16 protein-coding genes are annotated in these 24,207 nt (G+C 69.3%); 8 read left to right on the top strand and 8 right to left on the bottom strand.

Going from position 1 to position 24,207, the window contains the following annotated elements:
* Positions 1 to 78 precede the first annotated feature (78 nt).
* The 6 genes from OHT21_RS09630 to OHT21_RS09605 form a co-directional block, all read right to left on the bottom strand.
* On the bottom strand, positions 79 to 972 hold the full coding sequence (locus OHT21_RS09630; RefSeq protein ID WP_328767838.1) for a carbohydrate ABC transporter permease: 894 nt from the start codon (positions 970 to 972) through the stop codon (positions 79 to 81).
* Positions 969 to 1,931 (bottom strand): carbohydrate ABC transporter permease, encoded by a 963-nt coding sequence (locus OHT21_RS09625; RefSeq protein ID WP_328767837.1) that lies wholly within the window; start codon positions 1,929 to 1,931, stop codon positions 969 to 971. Before OHT21_RS09625 ends, OHT21_RS09630 begins: the two co-directional genes overlap by 4 nt.
* 20 nt (positions 1,932 to 1,951) lie before the next feature.
* Positions 1,952 to 3,217 (bottom strand): ABC transporter substrate-binding protein, encoded by a 1,266-nt coding sequence (locus tag OHT21_RS09620; RefSeq protein ID WP_328767836.1) that lies wholly within the window; start codon positions 3,215 to 3,217, stop codon positions 1,952 to 1,954.
* Between the two features lie 195 nt (positions 3,218 to 3,412).
* Positions 3,413 to 4,651, bottom strand: a complete 1,239-nt coding sequence (locus tag OHT21_RS09615) for an ROK family transcriptional regulator (RefSeq protein WP_328767835.1) — start codon at positions 4,649 to 4,651, stop codon at positions 3,413 to 3,415.
* Positions 4,652 to 4,912: 261 nt separating this feature from the next.
* On the bottom strand, positions 4,913 to 6,181 hold the full coding sequence (locus OHT21_RS09610; RefSeq protein ID WP_328767834.1) for a D-arabinono-1,4-lactone oxidase: 1,269 nt from the start codon (positions 6,179 to 6,181) through the stop codon (positions 4,913 to 4,915).
* Positions 6,182 to 6,306: 125 nt separating this feature from the next.
* Positions 6,307 to 7,188 carry a GNAT family N-acetyltransferase gene (locus tag OHT21_RS09605; RefSeq protein ID WP_328767833.1) on the bottom strand — a complete coding sequence of 294 codons (882 nt, stop codon included), beginning with the start codon at positions 7,186 to 7,188 and terminating at the stop codon, positions 6,307 to 6,309.
* Between the two features lie 840 nt (positions 7,189 to 8,028).
* Here OHT21_RS09605 and OHT21_RS09600 point away from each other — a divergent pair.
* From OHT21_RS09600 to rsgA, 6 genes are all read left to right on the top strand, one after another.
* Complete coding sequence (locus tag OHT21_RS09600) at positions 8,029 to 8,511, top strand: cupin domain-containing protein (RefSeq protein WP_328767832.1); 483 nt, start codon at positions 8,029 to 8,031, stop codon at positions 8,509 to 8,511.
* Positions 8,512 to 8,594: 83 nt separating this feature from the next.
* Entirely contained in the window at positions 8,595 to 9,917 is a 1,323-nt protein-coding gene (locus OHT21_RS09595) for a radical SAM protein (protein ID WP_328767831.1), read from the top strand.
* A 227-nt stretch (positions 9,918 to 10,144) separates the two neighbouring features.
* Positions 10,145 to 11,680: a cellulose binding domain-containing protein gene (locus OHT21_RS09590; protein WP_328767830.1), complete on the top strand. Its 1,536-nt coding sequence runs from the start codon at positions 10,145 to 10,147 to the stop codon at positions 11,678 to 11,680.
* 132 nt (positions 11,681 to 11,812) lie between these two features.
* Positions 11,813 to 14,371: a polysaccharide lyase family 8 super-sandwich domain-containing protein gene (locus tag OHT21_RS09585; protein WP_328774024.1), complete on the top strand. Its 2,559-nt coding sequence runs from the start codon at positions 11,813 to 11,815 to the stop codon at positions 14,369 to 14,371.
* A gap of 72 nt (positions 14,372 to 14,443) precedes the next feature.
* The gene (locus tag OHT21_RS09580) at positions 14,444 to 15,916 is read left to right on the top strand and encodes an AAA family ATPase (RefSeq protein WP_328767829.1); all 1,473 of its coding nucleotides are present in this window, start codon (positions 14,444 to 14,446) and stop codon (positions 15,914 to 15,916) included.
* A gap of 252 nt (positions 15,917 to 16,168) precedes the next feature.
* Positions 16,169 to 17,269, top strand: a complete 1,101-nt coding sequence (rsgA, locus tag OHT21_RS09575) for a ribosome small subunit-dependent GTPase A (protein WP_443050335.1) — start codon at positions 16,169 to 16,171, stop codon at positions 17,267 to 17,269.
* Between the two features lie 472 nt (positions 17,270 to 17,741).
* Here rsgA and OHT21_RS09570 read toward each other — a convergent pair whose 3' ends face one another.
* Both OHT21_RS09570 and OHT21_RS09565 read right to left on the bottom strand, forming a co-directional pair.
* The gene (locus OHT21_RS09570) at positions 17,742 to 20,108 is read right to left on the bottom strand and encodes a glycosyl hydrolase family 95 catalytic domain-containing protein (protein ID WP_328767828.1); all 2,367 of its coding nucleotides are present in this window, start codon (positions 20,106 to 20,108) and stop codon (positions 17,742 to 17,744) included.
* Between the two features lie 316 nt (positions 20,109 to 20,424).
* Positions 20,425 to 21,399, bottom strand: coding sequence for a helix-turn-helix domain-containing protein (locus tag OHT21_RS09565; RefSeq protein ID WP_328767827.1), 975 nt, complete (start codon positions 21,397 to 21,399; stop codon positions 20,425 to 20,427).
* A 223-nt stretch (positions 21,400 to 21,622) separates the two neighbouring features.
* On the opposite strand from OHT21_RS09565, the gene OHT21_RS09560 reads away from it, so the two are divergent.
* Both OHT21_RS09560 and OHT21_RS09555 read left to right on the top strand, forming a co-directional pair.
* Positions 21,623 to 23,491: a protein phosphatase 2C domain-containing protein gene (locus OHT21_RS09560; RefSeq protein ID WP_328767826.1), complete on the top strand. Its 1,869-nt coding sequence runs from the start codon at positions 21,623 to 21,625 to the stop codon at positions 23,489 to 23,491.
* 224 nt (positions 23,492 to 23,715) lie between these two features.
* On the top strand, positions 23,716 to 24,186 hold the full coding sequence (locus OHT21_RS09555; RefSeq protein ID WP_443050334.1) for an ATP-binding protein: 471 nt from the start codon (positions 23,716 to 23,718) through the stop codon (positions 24,184 to 24,186).
* Positions 24,187 to 24,207: the final 21 nt, after the last annotated feature.

Genomic DNA, 24,207 nt, shown 5'->3' with positions numbered 1-24,207 from the left:
TACGCGGCTCCGCCGCAGGGGCCCGAGAAGCCCCCACCGGCCCGCAGCCCTTCACACCGCACCCCGCGGAGCGGCACGTCAGCCCTTGATGCCGGTCTGTGCGACCCCCTGTACCAGCCAGCGCTGGAGGAAGAGGAACACGAGCACCAGGGGCAGGATCGAGATGGCGGTGGCCATGAAGATCAGGTGGAAGTTGACGGTCTGGTTGGTCATGTACGAGGAAAGCGCCACCTGGACCGTCCACGCTTCCTGGTCCTGGCCGATGACCAGGGGCCACAGGAAGGCGTTCCAGCCCTGGATGAACGTGATGGTGGCGATGGCCGCGAAGAAGTTCAGCGAGTTGGGCACGACGACGCGCCAGTACGCGCCCCAGTACCCGAGTCCGTCCACGCGTGCCGCCTCCTCCAGCTCCTTGGGGAACCCCAAGAAGTACTGCCGGAACAGGAAGCAGGTGAAACCACTGAAAAGCCCCGGAATGATGAGACCGCGGAAACTCGACACCCAGCCGAGCGACGAGACCAGCACGAAGCTCGGTACGAAGGTGACGGCGGCCGGCACCATCAGGGTCACCAGGACCAGGTAGAAGATCTTGTTGGCGTGCTTGTACGGGATGCGCGCAAGGCCGTACCCCGCCAGCGAACACACCAGCAGGACGCCCACGGTGTGCGCGACGCCGACGACCGTGGAGTTCCACAGGGACGTCGCGTACGGCACGGTGTTGTCGCTGAACAGCTCGCTGACGTTGCCCCACTGGATGTCGGTGGGGAAGAACTTCCATGTCTCGCCGGTGATCTCGGCGTCCGTGGAGAGCGCGTTGCGGACGATCAGATAGAAGGGGACCAGGAAGAGGAAGGCCGCGACGCCGGTGGCGATGTAGAGGCCGGTGTTGCCGATGACGTTGCCGCGCTTGATGCGTTGCGGCTTGTCCGCCCGGGGCGCGGTTTTCTCGATCTCAGGCGTGGTGGTGGTCACTTGTTCTCGTCACCCCTTCCGAGGCCCATGAACCTGCCCTGCAGCAGCGTCACCGTGCAGATCAGGACGGTGAGGATCATGGCGCCCGCGCTGCCGGCGCCGTAGTCCTGGCTGTCGCCCAGGGCGGTGTAGTACAGCTCGACGAGTGGTGGCCGGCCCCATGTCGTCTTCGGGAGCAGGTTGAAGAACTCGTCGAAGGCCTGGTAGGCGGCCACGAGCAGCAGCAGGATCACGGCGGTCGACGTCGCCCGCAGTTGGGGCAGCGTGATGTACCAGAAGGTCTGCCAGCCCGGCTTGGCGCCGTCGATGGCGGCGGCCTCGTACAGCGACGGCGGGATGTTCTGCAGTGCCGCCAGGAACAGGATCATGTAGAAGCCGGACTGCAGCCACAGTCGCAGAGTGAGGATGACCAGCCAGTACCAGGGGGGATTGGGGTCGGCCAGCCAGGCGACGTTCTCGATGCCGACCCAGTCGAGGACGGTGTTCATCAGCCCGAAGCGCACGCCGCTGAAGATGGACATCTTCCAGATCAGCGAGGCCGCGACGAAACTGACCGCCGTCGGCAGGAAGAAGACCGACCGGAAGAACGCCTTCATGAAGCGCAGTCGGTGCACCATCAACGCCAGGCCCAGCGACAGCGCCCAGGTGACCGGCACGACGATCGCGGCGAAGACGCTGAAGGTCCCCAGCGACCTGACGAAGTCGCCGTTCGTCAGCATGTACTCGTAGTTGTCGAAGCCGACGAACTTGTCCGGCGTGACCGTGTAGCGCGCTTCGTAGAAGCTGAGCCAGGCGCTCCAGAGGATGGGGATGTAGACGAAGATCAGCAGACCGATGAGGAACGGTCCGGTGAAGAGCCAGAAGTTGAACGTGGTGCCCCGCACGCCCCGCCGCGGCTTGGTCTTGGAGACCTTGGCCGGGGCGGGGCGCGTGGCGTCACGCGTAGTCGTGGTCGACATGTCGTTACCTGTCCGGCGGCCTATCCGAAGAGCTTCTTGAGTTCGCGGTTGACCTTCGCATCCGCGGTGTCGAGGGCCTTCTCCGGTTCCACGCCCTTGCGCACGACGTCGGCGATCAACTCTTCGAACGCGGTGATCATCGCCTGCGTCCAGGACGGGTTCTCGAACCGTCCGTACTCGTTGAAGAACTTGACGCCCTCAGCCGGCAGACCGGACTTGAGCTTGTCGGCGGACTCGGCGATCGACGTGCGCGGCGGGACGTGGAAGCCGTAGCTGAGCGCCCAGTCCTCCTGGTGCTCCTTCTGATCGATCCACAGCCACTTCACGTACTCCTTGGCCAGGTCGACGTTCTTGCCCTTGGCGTTCACGAACATCGACCAACCGCCGTTGAAGACGGACGGCTTGGCCCCGTCCGCGGCGACGGGGTAGGGGAAGATGCCGAGGTCGTCGCCGAGCGCCTTCTGCAGTGCGGGCATGGCCCACATGCCGCTCCACTGGATCGCGCACAGGCCCTGGATCAGAGCGGAGGGGTCCCAGGAGTCGGCGGGCGCGCCGGTCAGCAGATGGCCGGCCTTGAACATCGTGCGGTACTTCGACAGCGTCTCGGCCACGGCGTCCGTGTGGTACGCGATCTGGTTGTCGGCGGTGAGCTGGTCCGCACCCGAGGACCACACCAGGGGGTACTGCGTCTGGACCATGTCGTTGCCGATGAACAGGCCCTTGACCTTGTCGGTGGTGAGCTTGGCGGCGGCCTCGACGAGCTCGTCGAGGGTCTGCGGCACCTCGACGCCCGCCTTCTCCAGCATCGACTTGCGGTAGTAGAAGAACTGCGGGTCGTCGATCATGCGGACGCCCCATATCTTCCCGTCGATGGTGTGCGACTTGATGTCGGCCGGGTTGAAGTCGTCCTTGACCGGGTTGACGAGATCGCTGAGGTCGGCGACCTGACCGCTCCTGATCAGCTGGAGCTGCGGGTGGAACTCGAAGACGTCGGGCGCGTTCTTGGTGAGCAGGGCCGAGAACAGCTTGCTCTCGAAGTTGGTGCCGGTGATCCACTGCGTGGCCACGTTGGCCCCGTCGAAGTCCTTCGCGTACCGCTTGATGGCCTCCTGCGTGCCGGCCTCACCGTACGCGTGGAAGTACTGCGTCAGAGACTTGCCCGAGGCGCCTCCCTCGGAGCGGCCGGTGTTGCCGCCGCACGCGGCCAGCCCGCCGGTGGCGGCCAGGCCCATGGCGGCCCGCAATACGGTGCGACGGTCCCAGTTGTTGCTGTTCAGTGCCGACATGCTGACGTCCTTGTCTCTCAAGTGCGGCTGCGGCGCAATCACTCAGTGAGCCGGTGGCTCAAAACTCAGGTGCGGTGCGGGACGTTAACCTTCGGCTAAGGCTTCGGCAAGGGGTTGGACGAAGTCTGTGCGAAGCGTTGTACAGGGTTCGGAATTCCGAACGAATGGGGCCGATGAGGGTTGACCCGGGGGCGGTTACTGCTTGGACCAGGTGCGTCGGTTGGACCTCTGGCCGGCCTTCTGGGTGATCGAGGACAGCGCGCCTTCGAGCGCGAACGTCGCCGCGCCGAGGCACACCGGATCGGTGGGGATCGGGGACAGGACGATCTCGGTGGCGGCCAGTGGCCGATTCAAGGCATGCCTGGCCACCGCCTCGCGCACCTCCTCGAGCAGGGGCTCGCCGAGGGCGGCCGCGACCCAGCTGCTGAGCACGACCACCTCGGGATTGAGCAGGTTCACCAGGTCCGCGATGCCCGCACCGAGGTAACGGGCCGTGTCCCGGACCACCTTGACCGCCACCGGATCCTGGGCGGCGACCCCACGGGCCAGGGCATCGATGGTCGCCGTCTGGTCCTCGGGGTGCAGCAGCGGGCTGCGCGGGCTCAACTCCCGTATGTTCAGCATGATTCCGGGCGCTCCCACATACGTCTCCACGCAACCGTGGTTGCCGCAGTGACAGAGCCGCCCGTCCAGTACGAGCGTGGTGTGGCCCCATTCGCCCGCGCTGTTGCTGACCCCGCGATGGAGCCCGCCACCGAGAGCGAGCCCGGCGCCCACCCCCGTACCGAGGTTCACCACCACGGCGTCCCCGCGCCCGCGGGCCGCGCCGAACCACAACTCGGCGACCGCGCAGGCGCGCAGCGGATTGTCGAGATACAGCGGATACGAGATGTGCTCGGAGAGCAGATCGAGCAGCGGCACATCGTGCCAGTCCCAGTTCGGCGCGTACTCCGCGATCCCGGTCGCGCGGTCCACCTGCCCCGGCACGCTGACCCCGACCCCGAGCACGCGCGCACCGTCGACGCCGGCCTGTGCGACCACCGACTCGACGGCCGTGGCGACGTGCCCGACGACCTGCGCCGGACGGCTCTCGCCAGGGCGCATGTCCTCGTCCGCGCGGGCCAGCACATTCAGCGCGAGGTCGAACAGCTCGACGCGTACGTACGTCTCCGCGATGTCCACGCCGATCAACGCGCCCCCCGACGCGTTGACGGCCACGAGGCCCCGCGGGCGGCCACCCGCCGAGTCCTCGAACCCGACCTCGGTGAGCATCCCGAGGTCCAGCAACTCACCGACCAACGTCGCCACCGTGGCCAGACTCAGCCCCGTGGCGGCCGCCAGCTCCTGCCGGGAGGTGGGCGACTCGGCGATGATCTGGCGCAGCACCTCATAGCGGTTCGCAGTGCGTATGTCGCGGGATGTGCCGCGCTTCATTGGACTCCCCTCGCTGACCAGCACCGGGCTTGCGATCCGGACCTGCTTTTCGGCCGGCGTCCGGCCCGCGGCGGAGCCGCTGTCGGATGCAGCGTCCCCCGGGAAAGCACAGCACCGGGCGGCCCCCTCGATCCCTTCAGAACCATGCCGAGCCACGTCGGCCCCGGCGCGGCGCAAGGCTATGGCCTGCGACGGACTTTCGACAAGGGGTTAGGAAAGGGGTTGTAAAAAGACGGGCTCGGGTACGGGCATGGCTGGACGTCAGTCGCCCAGAACCTCTCGGACGAAGGTGTTCCGGAACGTGCCCGCCGGGTCCAGCTCCTCCGCCAGCGCCGTGAACGCGTCGATCCGCGGATAGCGTTCGCGCAGCGTAGCCGGTGCTGTGGTGAACACCTTGCCCCAGTGCGGGCGCGCATCGAAAGGCGCGAGCGCCTCCTCGATCCGCCGCACCACGGGCAGCACAGCTGCTGTGTCCGGGACCCACGTGAAGTGGAACGCCGCCGTGTCCCGCCCGTACGCCGGGCTCAGCCACTGGCTGTCGGCGGCAACCGTACGGACCTCGCAGATCTGCAGCACCGGCGCGATCGTCGCCCGGATCGCGTCGAGAGCGCGCAGGGCGTCGAGCGCGTACGGGCGCGGCAGCAGATACTCCGACTGCAGCTCGGCGCCACTGCTCGGAGTGAACTCGGCCCGGAAATGCGGCAGTCGCTCATGCCAGGGACCCGGCACGCCGAACTGCTGCGTGCAGTTCTGGGCGGGCATGCCCGGCACCGGGTGCATTGCCTCGGTGGCGGGCGCGGCCCACGGGAAGTCGTGGTGCGGCTGGTCGGTGCGCCGCTTCACCCAGGCCTGTACGAAGCCGGACTGCCGCCAGTCGGTGAACAGACTCACGCTGTACGCCGCTGCCGACATCGTCTCGAAGTCCAGCCCCGTGAGGGGGAGTTGGCCGTACACCTGCTGGGCGACCTCGAAGTCCGGCTCCAGGTCGAGGGTGAGCGCGGTGACCACGCCGAGCGCGCCCAGAGAGGTCACGGCGCCGTCGAAGCGGGCGTCGCCGCGGCCGATCGTCAGCAACGAGCCGTCGGCGGTGACCAGTTCGACCTCGCGTACGGCCGAGGCCAGCGAGCCGTTGGAGTTCCCCGAGCCGTGCGTGCCGGTCGCCACGGAGCCCGCCACCGAAATGTGCGGCAACGAGGCCATGTTGTGCAACGCGAGCCCGCACTCGTGCACGCGCCGGGCCAACTCCGCGTACCGCACCCCGCCCGCCACCCGCACCGTACGGGCCGCCGTGTCCACCTCCACCGACGGCGGCAGCGCGGTCAACGAGACCAGCACGCCCTCACTGCCCGGGTCGGCGACCTCGTTGAACGAGTGCCCGCTGCCCAGCACCCGCACCCTCGCGCTCTGCGCGAGGAGCGCGCGCAACGCGTCGAGCGAGCGCGGGCGGTGCAGCTCCTTGGCGGAGTAGGTGATGTTGCCCGCCCAGTTGGTCACGCGCTCTTTGGCTACGGCTTCTGTCGTCCCTGCCATCGGTGTCGTCCCTCCCCAGGAAGCCCTCTGTTGTAGATGGAAGCTACCTTGACGGGGCGGATGGGCTTCCGCTGCGGATAGGGAGGCGGTGTTCGCTGTATCAGTAGCGGGCCCTTCCGGGGCTCTCAGCTGGCTTCCGGTGCGGCATACGCGAAGTCGTACGCGGCCCAGTCGGTGAGCGTGCGATAGCCGAGGCGCTGGTAGAGGGCGTTGCTGGTGGGGTTGGACAGGTCGGCGAACAGCACGACATCCCTCGCGCCCGCGGCCAGCGCGGCCCTGCTCACCTCTGCCGTCACGGCGCCCGCGTAGCCGTGACCGCGCAGGTGGGCCGGGGTGTAGACGACGTCCACCTGGACCTGGCCGCCGATCATCGGGTTCATGCCCGCGATGGACACGGGAGTGCCGTCCGGTGTCTCCCAGAGCGTGTAGCGCTTGTCGGCGTAGCGTGTGTCGGCCCATGAGTCGGCGTCGATGGAGACGTCCTCCCCGACGGCCTTGGCGAACTCGCCGCACCAGAACATGACTTGCTCAAGGTCCGGCTCGCCCAGGACGCGGCCCCGGCCCGCCGGCAGCGGCTCCGGTGGGGTGAGCTTGCCCAGGCGGTACAGACGGAGCCGCGTGTCGCGGATTTTCGGCGTTGCGCCGGTGTGCCGCTGCCAGGCCTCGGCGAAAGCGGTGGCGGTGCTGTGGTCCGCGCTGACGGAGGGAAGTGAGTGCCCGGCGGCGGCCAGGTGCGCGGCGAGAGTGTCGGCCTGTTCAGGTGTGAGCGGGGTCGGGCACAGTGCACGGGGCGGGAGGCGGTGGAAGGTGGCGTGGACCTCGCCCCCTTGCTCCAGCACGCCGAAGACGGGGGCTGCGGTGCCGAACGCGTCCGCCCCACGCGCTTGCAGTCTCGCGGCCCACGTCAGCGGCATGACGTGCAAGCCGGGCCGCGAGTGCAGGAACTCCCCGGCGCGGGCGAGAAAGTCGTCGACGTCTTCGGTGAGGTGCCAGCCATCCGATCGCATGCTTCATGATTGCTTACGGGGGCAGCTCCTTGCCCGTCGTTCCCGCCAGCCGCGCCCCCTGACCGTTCACGAGGAACTGCTTCGCACTGCTCCTGTCGGCCGCCATAGGCGAATCCCCGCGGCAGTGCGGGCACATCGGCCGAGGGTGCCGGACCCCAGTAGGATGTCGCGGCAAAATGTGACAGTCGGGTGCCGAACTGTCACATTTTGCCGCGACAGCCCCCTGGTCTGGGGATGAGTCGCCCACGGCATCCTCGTCGTGTGCGGGGCCATGGCGCGTTTCTCGGTGGTCAGTCGATCCGCTAATCGGTTGCCGTTTCGTCTGCTATCGGTTCGTAATCCCATGCACAGCCCCTAAGTTGAGCAGGTGACGCTGGACCCCTGGTCGTCGACAAGCTGTGCGTCCTCCCGCTGCGCGGGCCAAGCCGGCCGAGCCACCTGCACCGTGCTGCGCCGGTCTTCCGGCGGCGGGGCCCCTGGACCGACCTGCACACCATCGACGCGACGACCGAAGGGGCCTGGTACGAGGGCGAGTTGGCCACCACGGCGCCGTACACCTCGCTCCGCCTCCACGACGCCCACGACGGCCGGTGCAATCTCGCCGAGGTCAAGTTCTGGTATTACGCGGCCGAGGAGGGCTGAGGCACGCCGGGCCGTGACCGCGGCATCGCGGTCCGCTCAGGCGTGTCGGTTTGCCGGAGGACTGCGGTCCCATATCGCCTCTGTCGTACGGGAGTTGGATTTCGGTGGTCGGCTGATCCACCGCCATGAGAGGTTCTTTCCGCACTATTCGATGTGTCGTCACAGATGCCCGGAGTTACCGGGCGGGATGGAGCAGCGATGGCGGTCAGCGGCGTACGCAGCGGGTTCAGAGGGCGGATCCGGAGGGCGGTGGCCGTCGGCGCGTGTGTCGCGGCGGTCGGCCTGGTGCCCTCGACGGCACTCGCGACCCCCGGCAGCGGGGTCACCGGAACCATCCTCGCCAAGGGGACGTCCGACGACGGTCTGAAGATCAAGACCCGTGGGCGCACCGACGTGGTGGTCCGCACGATCACCGTCGCGCCGGGCGGCTCCACCGGCTGGCACTACCACCAGGGCGAGCTGATCGCCGTCGTCCAGTCCGGGACGCTCACCCGCACGATGCACGACTGCACGGTGGAGACCACCACGGCCGGGAAGTCCTTCGTCGAGCCCGCCGGACCTCACCATGTGCACATCGGCCGCAACCTGGGCACCGAGCCCGTCGTCCTGTACGTGACCTACCTGCTGCCCGAAGGGGCACCGCTGTCCGTCGACGCGCCCGACCCCGGCTGCGGCGTCTGAGGGACCCGGCACCGATCCCGTCCAGCCGGGGGCATACCGTGAGGAGTGGAGCACAACCGCCGCCGGGAGCGAGGAGTTACGGGATGGGCAGCCGCACCGCGCTGGTCGAGGATCTGATGGAACGGTTCCCGCACGTACCGCGGGAGGCCGTCTTCAAGGAGGACCTGCTCAGGGGTGGGGTCGCTTTCGACGCGTCGGCCCTCAGTGACAACGAGGACGGCGAGGTCAAGCCGAAGTCGTACTTCATCTTCTCCTTCGACCACGGCACCTTGCCGGAGCTTGGCGAGGCCGCGCTCCGGCGTCCGCCCGAGGAGATCATCCTCACCGGCGGCCCGTACGACCTGCGGCGCACCGTCGTCTCCGTACGCGTCAATCCGTCCTCGCCCTACCGGGTGGCCGCGGGCGAGGACGGTGTGCTCGGGCTCTACCTCGACGGGAAGCGGATCTCGGACGTCGGGGTGCCGCCGATGCCCGAGTACTACCGGCACACGCTCGCGAGCGGGAAGTCCGTGATGGAGGTGGCCCCGACGATCCAGTGGGGCTACCTCATCTACCTCACCGTCTTCCGGGTCTGCCAGTACTTCGGCGCCAAGGAGGAGTGCCAGTACTGCGACATCAACCACAACTGGCGCCAGCACAAGGCGGCGGGGCGCCCGTACACCGGTGTGAAGGACGTCGAGGAGGTCCTCGAGGCCCTCGAGATCATCGACCGGTACGACACCGCCAAGGCGTCCACCGCCTACACCCTCACCGGAGGCGCGATCACCAAGACGGTCGCCGGACGGGACGAGGCCGACTTCTACGGGCACTACGCCAAAGCCATCGAGGAACGTTTCCCCGGGCGGTGGATCGGCAAGGTGGTGGCCCAGGCGCTGCCGCGCGACGACGTGCAGCGCTTCAAGGACTACGGCGTGCAGATCTACCACCCCAACTACGAGGTGTGGGACGAGTACCTGTTCAAGATGTACTGCCCGGGCAAGGAGCGCTACGTCGGCCGCGACGAGTGGCACAAGCGCATCCTCGACTCGGCGGAGGTCTTCGGCGCGCGCAACGTCATCCCCAACTTCGTGGCCGGCGTGGAGATGGCCGAGCCCTTCGGCTTCACGACCGTGGACGAGGCGATCGCGTCGACGACCGAGGGCCTGCGCTTCTTCATGTCGCACGGCATCACGCCCCGGTTCACCACCTGGTGCCCCGAGGTGACGACACCGCTGGGCAAGGCCAATCCGCAGGGTGCGCCACTGGAGTACCACATCCGGCTGCTCGAGGCGTACCGCTCGACCATGGACGACTTCGGGCTGTCCTCGCCGCCCGGATACGGCCCACCCGGACCGGGTAACGCGGTCTTCTCGGTGAGCTCGTTCATGGACAGCTTGCCGGCCAACGAGGAGGCGTCGGCGGTCTGAGGGTGGGCGGCCCGGTGCGGGGCGGGGAACGGGAGTTTGCGCTGGTGGGGACGGGGTTGGTGTGAGCTGCTGAGGCAGCAGTGGTCAGTGCATATGCATGTGACGCTTGTCAGTTGTGCGGGTCGCGTGAAAAACTCTGACCCCCCTTGAGTTGTCCCCGCTCAACTGCCGTATTGCCCTGGTGAGTTGACTCCCCTCTTTTTCGGATGCAGGTGAAGTCCCCGCCCATGCCTGACCTGCCGACCCCTGAAGACGCGGCCGAGGCCACCCTGTTCTCGGAGTGCTGGGACGCGGTGCTGTCGTACGCCGATCTGTGCACCGCCGGTTCCTCCGGTGCCCGACAGCTGGCCTCCGAGGCGTTCTCCCATGGCATACGTGAGGTGCGCGCCTCCGAGGACAGCGGCGGCAAGAGCTTCGGGCGCCGGTCGCGGACGCCCCGGCTGCCGCGAATACCGCTGTTACTGACCTCCGTACGCAAAACGGCTGCCCGCTGGGAGTCGCGAGGCCAGGGCGACCGCCTCGATCCGGAACTGCGGCTGTGGCTCAACTCCGAGAAGTCGGAGCGCTATTCGGGGCCGCCGTTGCAACGGCCGCTCGCGTTGCGCGCGCTCAGGGACATGCAGGAAGCGGACGCGGCGCTGCTGTGGCTGGCCGAGGTCGAGGCGATACCGCTGCCCGCCGTGGCCGGCCGGCTCGGTCTCGATCCGGAGGGCGCTGCCGAGGAACTCGAGCAGGTGCGCCGCGTGTTCCGCGACCGCTGCCACCGCAACCATCTCGACACCCCGCTCGACGCGGAGTGCCGCCGTTACGCCCGGCTCCTCGACGCGGTCACCCGCTCACCCGGTGCCGACACCCCCGAGGACCTTTCCCGTCACCTAGCGCGATGCGTGCGGTGCGCGGAGGCCGCCGCCTGTCTGCGGCCGACCGGCGGCGGGGTGCCCGCGGCGCTCGCGGGCGGCGTGCTCGGCTGGGGCGGACTCGCGTATCTGGAACGGCGGCGCAGAGCCGTGGAGTCGGGGCTCAGCCGGTCGAGCACCGACCCGGATGAGGTGGCGCCGCCGCCGGATGCCGAGGAGGGCAAGGCCCGGATCGGGCGCGCCGGGCTGCTGGTCGCGGCCGTCATCGTGTCCCTGCTCGCGCTCGTGGTCTCGCTGGGCGCCTTCAACTCCGACTCCGACAGCGACCCCGTCGCACAGGACGAGTCGGCCTCGGACCGGGAGCCGGTGGGTGACCAGGTGCCCCCGCCGAACGCCCTGCCGCCCGCCACCGCCTCCCCAGCGCCGGAGCCCTCGGACTCCGACCCCTCGGATCCGGGGGCGGGCTCCGACGGCGACAAGGATGACCAGAACGACGAGAACGACGAGGGCGGCGACAAACAGCCTGGCCAGAAGCCCCAGGGCGAGGCGACGGACTCCCACGAAACCGACCCCGAGCCCACCAAGTCCGCGTACTGCAAGGCCGGTTACGACCTGGTCAACCAGTGGCCGGACGGCTTCCAGGCCAACGTCATCGTCACCACCACCAAGGCCCTCGACGACTGGCGCGTCGGCTGGAAGTTCCGTGACGGCCAGCGCATCACCCAGATGTGGGACGGCAAGGCCGACCAGGACGGCTCCCGGGTGACCGCCACCGCCGCCGACTACAACAAGCACGTACCCGCCGGCGGCAAGCTCACGGTCGGTTTCCTCGCGTCGTGGGAGGGCGAGAACTCGGCGCCGTACGACGTCACGCTGAACGGGCACAGCTGTACGGACGCGAGCTGAAGGGCTCGCTCCGGAGCGACCCCGGATTGGCCGTGCTCGCAAGCGGCTCAGCCGGCGGAGGTCCTTGTCGCTGAGTAGGGCGTCTGCTTGACTCCGCCACGTCAGGACGCCGACGCAGTGGCGGAGGACGCCATGGAGATCACCCGAAGACGGCTGTTGTCCGCCCTCTCAGCCGCCGGTCTGGTGGCCGTGATCCCCTCGGAGCCGGCGAGCGCGGCGGAGGTGGCCGTGGGCAGTGCACGTCTCCTGGCCAACACGGTGGCGGTGTTCGCCGGGACCGCCGAGTCCAACGCCCGGCGGGAGACGGCCGCCAAGCTCGCCGCCATCGACACGGCCGCGCGGACGAATCTGGCGTCGATGGAGGCGGCGGGCGCGGGCGAACTGTTCGCCGGTCTGGTGCTCGGCACCGACGAGGCGAACCTCAACACCGCGTTCCGGCGGCTGTACGAGATCGCCCTCGCCACCCGCACACCGGGCGCCCCAGCCTCCGACCTGTACGGGAACACCGCCGTGCAGCACCGGGTGATCGACGGCCTCGGCCGGCTGCACGAGCGCTACTACGGCGACCAGTCCAAGGGCTACTACGGCAACTGGCACCACTGGGAGATCGGCCTCTCCCAGCACATCAGCAAGACCCTGGCGTTACTCTCCGACGAGGTGAAGGCGTACCGCCCCGACCTCATCCGCACCTACGTCACCTCGATGGACGCCTACCTCCGCAACGGCGTCGACGGAGACGTGAACCTCGACTCGCGCTTCCACACCGGCGCCAACCTCGCCGACATCACCACCAACCGGATCCTGCAGGGCGCGCTCCTCGGCGACGACGGGCGCATCCGCAAGGCCCTCACCGACCAGCTCACGGTCTTCGTCACCATCGACCCGTACCACCTCAACCACGGTGTCACGGACGGCCATTACGCCGACGGGTCCTTCATCCAGCACTCCTCCGTCGCCTACACCGGCTCGTACGGCAAGGCCCTGCTGACCCGTGTCGTCCAGGCCCTCAAGATCCTCGACGGTACGGGTTTCGCGCACGGCGAGGAACTGGTGCCGACCGTGCACGGCTGGGTGAAGAACGGCTTCGCACCGCTGATCTTCGAGGGCTGGATGATGGAGATCGTCAAGGGGAGGGCGGTCTCGCGGACGGACACCGGCTACACCGATGTCGCGGTGGTCGTAGAGGCCGTCGTCGACCTCGCCTCACTCGCGACCGGCGCCGAGGCCACCGCCCTGAAGAGCTACGTCAAGTACATCCGGTCGACCTCGCGCACCGCCCTCGACCCGGCCGCCTTCGTCTCCCCGGTCAGCATCGTGCGCTACGCCGACATCATCGGCGACACCACCGTCCCGCCCGCGGACCTCAGCCCCGCCTCGCGCAGCGTCGCCTTCAACGCCATGGACCGGACCGTGCACCGCAGACCGGGGTACGCCTTCGCTCTCGCCCGCAGTTCCGACCGGATCAGCAAGTACGAGTACATGAACGGCGAGAACCTCATGCCCTGGTTCCAGGGCGACGGCGCGTACTACCTCTACCTCTCCGGTCAGGACCAGACCCAGGCGTACGGCGTCGACTACTTCACCACGGTCTCGCCGTACGGCCTCGCGGGAGTCACCGCGCCGGTCGAGCGGCGGCAGACGATCCCCGAGCTGTACGGGAAGCCGTACTACGACAACCCCGGCCACCCGCTCAACTTCACTTCGTCGTCCGAGTCGCAGAACAAGTACGTGTACTTCCCGCGCGGCACCAACCGGTACTCCGGCGGCGCCGTCCTCGGGGCGTACGGCGCCGCCGGGATGGTGCAGTCCGACGACCTCGCCCACCGCGACAAGGAAGCGGGGCTGCTGCCGGACGACTTCGTTGCCTACCGCAACGCGACGGCGACCAAGTCGTGGTTCCTGCTCGACGAGGAGATCGTGGTGCTCGCGGCGGGGGTCGGCGACAGCGCCGGGCGGGCCGTGACCACGACGATCGACGCCCGCACCGCCGCACCTGACGATCAGCTCTCCGTCACCGGAATGCGCCCTGACGGCCGCCCCTGGACCGGCCCGGGCCTCGGCGACCTGCACTGGCTGCGCTACGCCAACGCCACACAGCGGACCGCCGTCGGCTATGTCTTCCTGGACACCCCGCCGGTGCGGGTCGCGCTGGACAGGGTTACCCGCAGCCGCCGGGTGGTCCGCACCTCGAACCCGGACACCGCCGTGACCCGCACCGTGCTCGGTGTGACGGTCGAGCAGGCTCCAGGAGCTGAACCGGCCCGCCTGGCCTACGTGTTGGTGCCGAACGCGGCGGAGACGGGCCTGCGTTCGTACCTGCACGACGGGCCCCTGAAGGTCCTGGCGAACACGTCACGCCTGCAGGCCGTCACCCATACCGGCCTCGGCCTGACGGCCGCCAACACCTTCACACCCGGCCGTCATGAGGCAGTAGGGATGCGTATGCGCATCGACGGCCCCGCCTCGGTGATCGTGCGACGCGAACGCCGAGGCCTGACCACCGTCGCCGTGTCCGACCCGACCATGCACCGCGACACGGTCACTGTCCTGCTCCCTGGCCCGCCCCTGCGAGAGGTCACGTCGGACGACGGGGTACGCGTACGCGCGACCCACGGCGGAACGCGGCTGGACTTCGACACCCACCACGCGTACGGACGGAGCTTCAGGGCCACGCTGCGCGGCTGGGCCTGACATAGGGGTACAGTTTATAGAGGTGTAGTTCTATATTCTGCTGTCCGTCGGAGAGGTGTGGGTCGGAGAGGCATGGACAAGCCCGTCGAGATGTTCGACCGCGACTACGAATGGTCGGCGCTGACGCGTTTCATCGAGGATGACCAGCCGGGCGCGACGCTCGGGGTGGTCTCCGGGCGGCGCCGACAGGGCAAGACCTTCCTGCTCGACGCGGCCTGCCGTGCCGTGGGCGGGTTCTACTTCGGCGCAACCGAAGCCACCGATGCCGAGTCCTTGCGGAGGATCAGTGCCGCGCTCACCGCGCATGTGCGCCCTGCCAGTCCGTACCACTTCTCCGACTGGGCCGAGGCCGTCGACGCGCTCCTCGCGCTGGGCACGGAGCGGCCCGTGCCCGTCGTGATCGACGAGTTCCCGTACCTCGTCAAGGCGAATCCGGAGCTCCCCTCGATCATCCAGGAGGCGCTGCGGACCCTGCGCGACGAGCGCAGCGGGTCCCGTACCCGGCTGCTGCTGTGTGGCTCGGCGCTGTCGTTCATGGGCAGGCTGCTGTCCGGCAATGCTCCCCTACGAGGCCGGGCAGGGCTGGAGTTGGTCGTCCGCCCTCTCGACCACCGCCTGGCCGCCGAATTCTGGAACATCACAGACCCGCGCCTTGCTCTGCAGGTCAACGCCATCGTGGGCGGTACACCTGCGTATCGACGGGAATTCGCCCGTGGCGACACCCCGGACGGAGCCGACGACTTCGACGACTGGGTCGTCCGCACTGTCCTCAACCCGGAGACCCCCTTGTTCCGCGAGGCCCGCTATCTGCTCGCGGAAGAGCCCGACCTGCGGGACACCGCCCTGTACCTGTCCGTGCTGGCGGCGGTCGCCGACGGCAACGCCACCCGCGGGGGCATGGCCGGGTACCTGGAGCGCAAGGCCACCGACATCGCTCACCCCATCAACGTCCTTGAAGATGCCGGCCTGTTGCACCGGGATGCCGACGCCTTCCGCGAGAACCGCCCCACCTACCGCATCGCCGAACCACTGATCGGCTTCTATCACGCCATCATGCGGCCGGTCTGGGACCAGCTGGAACGCCCCGGCAGCGCGGCCCGCGTCTGGCAGGCCAGCCGTCGCCGCTTCATCAGCAACGTCCTCGGTCCCCATTTCGAACAGGTCTGCCGCGAATGGGCACTGCACCACGCCGACCCGGAACTGTTCGGCGGCCTGCCCGCCCGCGTCGGACACGGCGTGGTGCACGATCCCAAGGCCCGTGTCGGACACGAAGTGGATGTGGCGGTCATCGGTATCGCCGACGGCTCCAGGCCACCGCTCCTTGCGATCGGCGAGGCCAAGTGGAACGACACCATGGGCATCGCCCACATTGAGCGCCTCCGGCACATCCGCGACCTCATCGCCCAGGCCGGACGTTACGACACCACCGGCACCCGACTCATGTGCCTCAGCGGCGCGGGCTTCAACGAGAAGGCCTACGCGGCTGCGCAGGCTGACCCTGATGTCCAACTGGTCGACCTGGAGGCGCTCTACGGACTGGCGTGACGCTATCCCGTCGCGCAATGGCCGGCGTTCATGGGTTGCCGAAATTCGATGGCGTCGTGGCTCAGGTGTCTCTAGTGTCGGGGCTGTTCGAGCGGTGGCCTGAGGGCGCCGCTGGTGACTTGGGTTGGTTGGGAGGTGTGACCGATGGCTGTCTCTGTGATGGGCGCTGCCCGCATCCGGAAGTTCATCAAGTCCACCTCTGTGGCCACCGGCTGACATCTTCCCGGGGCCACCCTTCGAAGGGGCAACCCCTTGTCTTTGTCTGCTGGTTCTCTTTCTCCGCATCCGCTCGCGTCCTATGGCTGGGACGACGCGTGGGCTGCGGAATTCGCCCCGTATCTCGAGCGGGGGCTGGTGCCCGGGCGGGTCGTCCGGGTTGATCGTGGGCAGTGCGATGTGGTCACTGCCGACGGGCTGGTGCGGGTCGACACCGAGTTCGTCACGCCGAACGATCCGCTGCGGGTCATCTGCACCGGCGACTGGGCCGCCGTCGACGCCGGCGGGGATCCCCGTTACGTACAGGCGTATCTGCCGCGGCGTACCGCCTTCGTGCGCTCGACGTCCTCGAAGCGGTCGGAAGGGCAGATCCTTGCCGCCAACGTCGACTACGCGGTGGTCGCGGTGTCGTTGGCGGTGGAGCTCGATCTCGGGCGGATCGAGCGGTTTCTGGCGCTTGCCTGGGAGTCGGGGGCGCAGCCGCTGGTCGTGCTGACCAAGGCGGATCTCGTGCCTGACGGTGCGACGCTCTCGCATTTGGTGCAGGACGTGGAGACCACCGCGCCGGGTGTGGCGGTGCTGCCGGTCAGTTCCACCGTGGGGGACGGTCTCGATGTCCTCGCCGCGGTGGTCTCCGGCGGTACGTCCGTGCTGCTCGGGCAGTCGGGTGCCGGTAAGTCGACCCTCGCCAACGCCCTCCTCGGCGAAGAGGTGATGTCGGTGCACGCCACGCGTGACGTGGATGGGAAGGGGCGGCATACGACCACGACCCGCAACCTTCTCGTGCTGCCGGGTGGCGGTGTGCTCATCGATACGCCTGGGCTGCGGGGAGTTGGGCTCTTCGATGCCGAGGGTGGGGTCGGGCAGGTGTTCTCGGAGATCGAGGAGCTTGCCGCGGAGTGTCGTTTCCAGGACTGTGCGCATGTGGCTGAGCCGGGGTGTGCGGTGTTGGAGGCCGTGGAGTCGGGTGTGCTGCCGGAGCGTCGTCTCGACAGCTATCGGAAGCTGTTGCGTGAGAATCAGCGGATCGTTGCCAAGACGGATGCGCGGGCTCGGGCGGAGCTTCGGAAGGAGTGGAAGCGGCGGGGGGCTTTGGGGCGGGCCGCGATGGACGCCAAGCGGGGGCGTTGGCGCTGAGCGTTGGCGGGTTTCGTGCGGGTGGGTGGGGCGGGGTTTCTTTCCCCAGCCCCGCCCCTTCCCGAAGCTGGGGGCTGCGCCCCAGGCCCCCGCCAGGGGGTGGTGGGTGACGCTGCGTGTCGCGGCTGCGGGTTGTGTGTGGCTGGTCGCGCAGTTCCCCGCGCCCCTGAGGTGGTTGGTGGGTGCGGGGCCGTGGTCCGGTGCGTCAGCCCGTCGCCAACAGGGCGTACGGCCCCTTGCTGGTACAGGGTTCTGGTGTGCCCAGACCGGAGCTAAGCGACGGGCATAGGACGCACCGGCCCACGTCCCCTCCCGCCGGAGGGAGGATGCGGGTAGTTGGGGGTCCGGGCTTTTCGGGGCCCCTTGCTCGTCGGGGTGCGGGCAGTCGCAGGTTTTTAGGGGCGCGGGGCTGTGTCAATTTGCGGCTCCGCCGCGTGGGCGCGACCAGCCACAACGTACCCGCAGCCGGCGATCAGGCCGGTAGCCCCCATCGCGGGGCCGCCTCGTTCGGCTCGACCGGAGCGATTTGTAGGTCCGGGCGGTCGCCCTTGGCGGTGATCAGTGCCGACTCGCCCTTACGTAGGGGGATTTGGATCGTGCCGTCGTCGACGGAGTCGTATCGCAGGGGGCGTCCGCGGGCGTCCCGTACGTCGACGGCGCCCGCGATGCCGTGACGTACGACGCACGGCGCGCCCGCCTCGCTCGCCAGCCGCACCCAGCGCGTCGCCCCTCCCTCCCGCACCGCGCTGAGCAGAAACGCCCCCTGCGTGCGGAAGTTGTGGACCGTCAGGTCCGACCAGGCCGCGGGGAGGGCGGGGAAGACGCGGACGATGCCGCCCCACGACTGGCAGACCATGTCGTGCAGGGACTGGGCCGCCGACAGGGGGGTTTCGATGACCGGGCCGGTTTCCTTGTACATGGTGTTGGGCTGGATGAAGCGGGACATCAGCTGGCCGAGGTAGGTGAGCGCGTCCTCGCCTTTGCCCAGCAGGGCCGAGATCGAGGCCGCGCCTGTGAATGTGTAGCCCTGGAGGGCGCCCTCGAAGCCGACCCAGTGGGCCAAGGACTTCTCGATCAGGGCCTTTTCAGTCGGCGTACTGCCCGTCAGTTCGTACAGGGGGTACACCGCCAGCAGATGCGAGTAGTGGCGGTGCGACTTCGCGAAGGGGATGTCCGCGCCGATCATGAAGCCGTTCTCGTCGGTCGGGTACGCCACCCGCCGGGCCAGCACCTCGCGCCAGCGCGGTGCCAACTCGTCGTCGATGCCGAGGAGTTCGGTCGACTCCAGGAGCGTACGACAGCCCCATGTCAACAGCATCAGGTCGTAGTTGCAGTCCTTGGAGTTGCCGCCGTACTCGGGGGAGAAGGTGGCCGGCAGGTGGAGCTTGCCGTCCGCGCCCGGCTCCAGGAAGTGCAGGTAGTAGTTGATCGCCTTGCGGAGGAGGGGGAAAAGGACGTCGCGGAGGATCGACTCGTCCATGGTGTGGCGGTAGCTGAGCCAGACGTTGTGGAGGGCCCAGGTGAGGTTGCCTACCTCGGGGGTCGGCGGGTCCTGGCCCGGGATGCCGACGCCATAGCCGAGTACGGGGCCTGTCGCGCCGCCGTTGACCAACGAGGCGTCGGTGGTGCGCGGGATGCCGAGGGAGTCGGCCCGGTACGCGGGTGCCATCTCGGCGGTGAGGTTGTCGCGGAACTCGCTCAACGCCCTTGTCACCGCGTCGAGCTCGAGATGGTTGGAACCGTGGATCAGCCAGTACTCCAGCTGCACGTTCAGGTTCCACCAGGTTGCCGGCCACGGCGTGGACTCGACCCAGGGGCCGCAGGTCGCCATCACGGGGGCGTCTCGGCGGGCCGCGGACGCCGTCTTGTAGAGCTGGATCCAGTAGAAGCGCTGGATGCGCGCGTCGGGCAGCGAGAGGAAACTCTTGCGGTAGAAGGCCCGCCACCAGGCGCGATGCGTCACCGCCAGGAGGTCGTACGAGAGGAGCGCGGCGCCGCGGACGGCGGCCAGTGCCCGCCCGAGCGCCGTCGACTTGGGGTACGAGTGCCCGACATGCGCGTACAGCGTTCGCGTACGGCCCCGGGTGCGCTCCCGCCACGCGGTGACATGTTGTCCGCCAGAGAGTAGGGGTTGTACGGCGGTGGAGACGCCGTCGTGTTCCCCGGTCTCGGCGGGCGGGTTGGCCGCGTATCCCTCCGGGAGCGGACGGAAATCGGCGCGCGGGCTGACCGCCTTCGCCGGGTGGAAGACCCACCTGAAGTCGCGCTCGCCGTCGCTCGGCGTGACCTCGATGGCCAGTACGGAGCGGGAGTTGTGCACCAGGGCACGGATCGTGAGCTTGCCCTTGTCGGTGGTGAGCGTGCCGGTCAGTTCGGCGTCGCGCAGGCCGAGGCGCCAGTTCAGGCCGGTGATCGTGCCGACCGGTTCCAGGGTGAAGTGGCCGATCGGCAGCCGGGCCAGCCCGAAGAGGGAGCCGAACTCCGGGCGGTGGTCCTGGACTTCGGAGTGCTGCACGTTGAAGCGGACGGCCTCGGTTTCCCTGCCCGGTTCGGCGTAGATGCCGGAACCCAGGAAGCCGTTGCCCAGGAACGGGCCCTCGTACCAGGTCTTCGGCATCCGCTGCCAGACCAGGTCGGCGTCGTCGAGGACGGTACGCCAGGGGTCGGAAGCGGGGTGCGGGGCAGCTCCGGAGGCCGTTGTGGAGGTCGCTGTGCCGGACGCCGCCGTGGCCGGTGCGGGCAGGCCGCCTGCGAGCAGCGTCCCGCCGAGTGCGGAGCCGGTGGCGAGCACGGTACGTCTGGAGGGGCGGCTGGACCGAGGGCTGGACGGGCTGGGCATGACGCCTCCTGGCGGCTCGCATGACACAGGGATGCGATATAGCTCCGCTGGATTCATCGGAGCTATCCCCGAACGCAAGTTAGAGTTGACGCGAGAGCCAGTCAATAAGTCGGGAGAGATCCGATGTGTTGGGGGCGCACGCCGACCGGCGCGGTTCGACCGCGCCCCAAAGGGGCGCGGGGCCGTGACATATGCGGCTCCGCCGCGATGGGGTCCCTCCCGCTCGAGCGAAGCCGAGAGTGGGGGAGGAGTCGAAAGTGGGGGAGCGACCAGCCACAACAGACCCGCAGAGCCGAACGGCCCTCCTAGCGGAGCGCTAGCGCTCCCGGACCACCCAACCCCGCTCGTACGCCTGCCACCCCAGCTGGAGCCGCGTTGTCACGCCCGTCAGTTCCATGAGGCGTTTCACCCTGCGCTGTACGGTCCGCAGGCCCAGGTCGAGTTGCTTGGCCACGCTCGCGTCGGTCAGGCCGGCGAGGAGCAGGGAGAGGATCTCCAGATCGGCGGTGTCGGGGCCGTCCGGCTCCTCTTCAGTAGCTGTGCCGGTCGCGCCGAGGCGCAGTGGGAGCGCGTCTCGCCATACCGACTCGAACAGCGCCGAGAGCGAGGCGAGCAGTCCGGTCGCGTGCACCACGAGCGCGGCGGGTTCTAGGGCCCCCGGGGTCAGCGGCACCATGGCGAGCGTGCGGTCGGCAATCACGAGGTGGGTCGGGACCTTGTCCACGACCCGTATCTGTTCGTCGCGGCCGAGCGCCTCGGACAGTTCGGCTATGCCGGTGGGGCGGTGCAGCACGGCGCGTTCGACGACCATCCGGCGGCCGGCGGGCTTCTCCTTCGCGTCGTCCTCGGAACCGGTGACCGCGTACGCGTCGGCGGTGACCAGCGCGCACACCTCTTCGCGCGCAGCGAGCCGGAGTTGCAGCAGCCGCTGCGAGACGGCCGCCGCGCCCGTCACCACCTCGACCAGGTCGTGTCCGGCGGGCTCGGCGGCCTGTGCGCGGTACTCCTCGGCCAGCCGCGCCGCCGCCAGCTCCGCCTTCTCCAACTCCTGACGTCGCTGGGTGAGCAGTGCGCCGAGGGCGACCCCGGGCGGCGCCGCGACCCAACGCCCCGGCCGGGCCGAGGACTTGGCCGCCAGGCCGTGCCGCTCCAGCCGACGCAGCGCCCGCTCCGTGTCGTACTCGCCGAGCGTCAGCCGCCGCGCGAGGTCCGGCACGTCGGCGGCGCCCACGGACACCAGCGCCCGGTACGCCGACTCATGCGTCTCGTCCAGACCGATCGCTCCCAGCATTCGGCGACGCCCCCTCCCTCGTTGACCGGCCGTGGCGGAAAAGTGCCACGGCGCAAACGTGCCGCGGCACATCATTCCCGTACCACCCGCCTCTCTGCCACGGTTACGTCACCCTGGCACCGTTACGTCACCGAGGACCAGCCGCCGTTCGGCATCGGAGGCACTTGCCGGTTTTTCCGGATGCGCCGTTTTCAACCGGCCCGTCCGGTGGACAATTAGGGGCATGAGCCAGCAGGGGGAGACGCCGACCGGTCATGAGGACGACTGGTGGCGGCAGTTGTACGACGACTCCACCGAGGACACGGGGCCGGCGGCCGCGGCCGACTCCCTCGACGACCGGTTCGCCTCGGCGGCGGGAACGGTCGGAGTTGTTCCGCCACAGGGTCCGCCCGGCGGGGGCACCCCCGCGAAACCGTCGGCCTCCGGGCCGCCCTCCTCGATGCCGCAGCCTTCGGTGGCGGAGCCCTCGACGCCGCCGGGCGCCGACGCCTTGCGGCGCAGCGGGCTTCAGCGACAGCGGGCGCCCTGGGAGGCACCGCCCCCCGAACCGACGGAGCCGGCCTCCTTTCCGCCGAGCCCCCGGCGGACTCCACCGGGTCCCAAACCGCCGGGATTCCGCACGGAGGCGTCCAGCAGCGATACGTCCACGGAGACGCCGGGGGCGGCGCCGGTCGCTTCCGCCTCCGCCGGGGCGGGGCGGGCCGATGCGCCTGCGGATGCCTCGTACGGGATTGGGGTCGATCGGGTTGATACGCCCGCGGATGCCTCGTACGGCAATGGGGCCGAGCGGACCGATGCCTCCGCGGGCGCCTCGTACGGGAATGCGGCCGACCGGGTCGATACGCCTGCCGATGCCTCGTACGGGACTGGGGCTGATCGGGCCGATACGCCCGTGGATGCCTCGTACGGATATGAGGCTGAGCGGGCCGAGCCGTCGGCCGGCGGCCCCGCCACCTTGATTGACGCCCCTTCAGGCGCCCGGTCAGGCGCCCCATCGCGTGCCCCTTCAGGCGCTCCGTCAGCCGTCCCGGCGGACACCCCGCCGCAAACCCCGTCGGATCCCCCGCCCGACGCCCCGTCATCACCCTCCTCGGACACCCCGTACGCCCCTCGACCCTCCACCCCGCCCACCATCGGCTACGTAGGCTCCGGCCCGCCCACCTACGACCCCGAACCCACCGCCCTGCCGCCCGCGGACCCCGACGATCTCGATGACCTGGTTGCCGACACCGTGCTGGACGGGGCCCACTACGGGGCCTGCACGCTGCGGGCCGCTTCCGTGCGCGGGGACTCCGCGCGATACCGGGGGGAGCCGCGGCGGGACTCGTTGCTGACCGCGCGGTTCGGGACGGGGGAGCAGGCGCTGGTACTCGTCGCCATGGCGACCGGAGCGCGGGCCACGCCCGGTGCGCATCTGGCCGCCGCCGAGGCCTGCCAGTGGATCGGGCGGGCCGTGGGCCGCAGTCACGCGCGGCTCGTCGAGGACATCAGGGCGGCCCGGCGCGGCGACCTCAAGTCCGGGCTGCACCGGCTCACCGACCGCAGCCTCGGCAAACTCCGGGCCACCGCCGCCGAACAGGGCGTCGACCCGGAGGAGTACACGGCGAGCCTGCGCTGTCTGCTGCTTCCGGCCGACCCCGAGTGCCGTACGCGCGTCTTCTTCGGAGTCGGAGAGGGCGGCCTGTTCCGGCTGCGTGACGGCGAACTCCAGGACATCGAGCCGCGGGTCGCCGAGACCACCGGTGAGGCCGTGGTCGGCTTCGGCTCGCCGCCCTCCGAGACGCCCGAGGGCGACCGGCTGACCATGGACCTCGGCATCGCGACACCCCCGAGCCCGTACGAACCCGCCCCCCAACCGCCCCGCCCGCCCTTCCGTTTCCGCGCCTCCGTCGCCCGCCCCGGCGACACACTGCTCCTGTGTACGGGCGGCCTGGCCGAACCGCTGCGCGGCGAACCCGAACTCGCCCACCACCTGACGGACCGCTGGGCCGACACGGCGCCACCCGGCATGGCGGCCTTCCTCGCCGACGTCCAGGTGAGGGTCAAGGGGTACGCCGACGACCGCACGGCGGCGGCGGTCTGGGAGGCGTGACGCCTGCGCGCGGAGCGGACGGGTTGTGGCTGACTTCTGCCGGAATGTCCTCCCTCGTACGGGGAACCCGTGGCCGTATCGCAGGTAGTTGACCATTCGACATGACTGGCCCGTGCCCGGCGGGGCATGCATCCCCTGTAAATGTTCGAGCAATTCGAGCAAGAGGGGGCGACGTCGGCGTGCGGGCGGGGGTCATGAAGAGGCAGGTACGAGGGGGCGGTCCCGTGGTAGTCGGGGCGTTCTCGGCGAAGACGGTGAAGGCAGCGAAGGATTCGGGAAACGGCGTGAAGGGCCGGCGCGGTCCGCAGCTCAGGCGCAGACTGCGGCGGGCCGATCTGCGGGCGGTGCCCGAAGTGCGCAGAGCGCTAAGGGAGTTGCTCTCGCACTGGGGGCGGCCCGGCAGGTCCGAGACGGCGGAACTGCTGACCAGTGAGCTCGTCACCAACGCCCTCGTCCACACCGACACCGACGCGGTGCTCACGGCCACGGTCGGCCCGCGCGGACTCCGGGTGGAGGTAAGGGACTTCCTGGGCCGCAAGCCGAGTCTGCGGCAGACCAACGGGCAGGCGAACGCCGACGAGGGCACGCATGGACGCGGACTGGTGCTCGTGCAGTCACTCGCGGACGAGTGGGGCGTACGGGCGCACGGCGTGGGCAAGTCGGTGTGGTTCGAACTGAACGGCGGCGCGGCCTAGTTCAGGCCACGCCGCCGTAGA

Source organism: Streptomyces sp. NBC_00286 (genome assembly GCF_036173125.1).
Taxonomy (GTDB): Bacteria; Actinomycetota; Actinomycetes; order Streptomycetales; family Streptomycetaceae; genus Streptomyces.
This window is presented reverse-complemented; position numbering and strand designations above follow the sequence as displayed.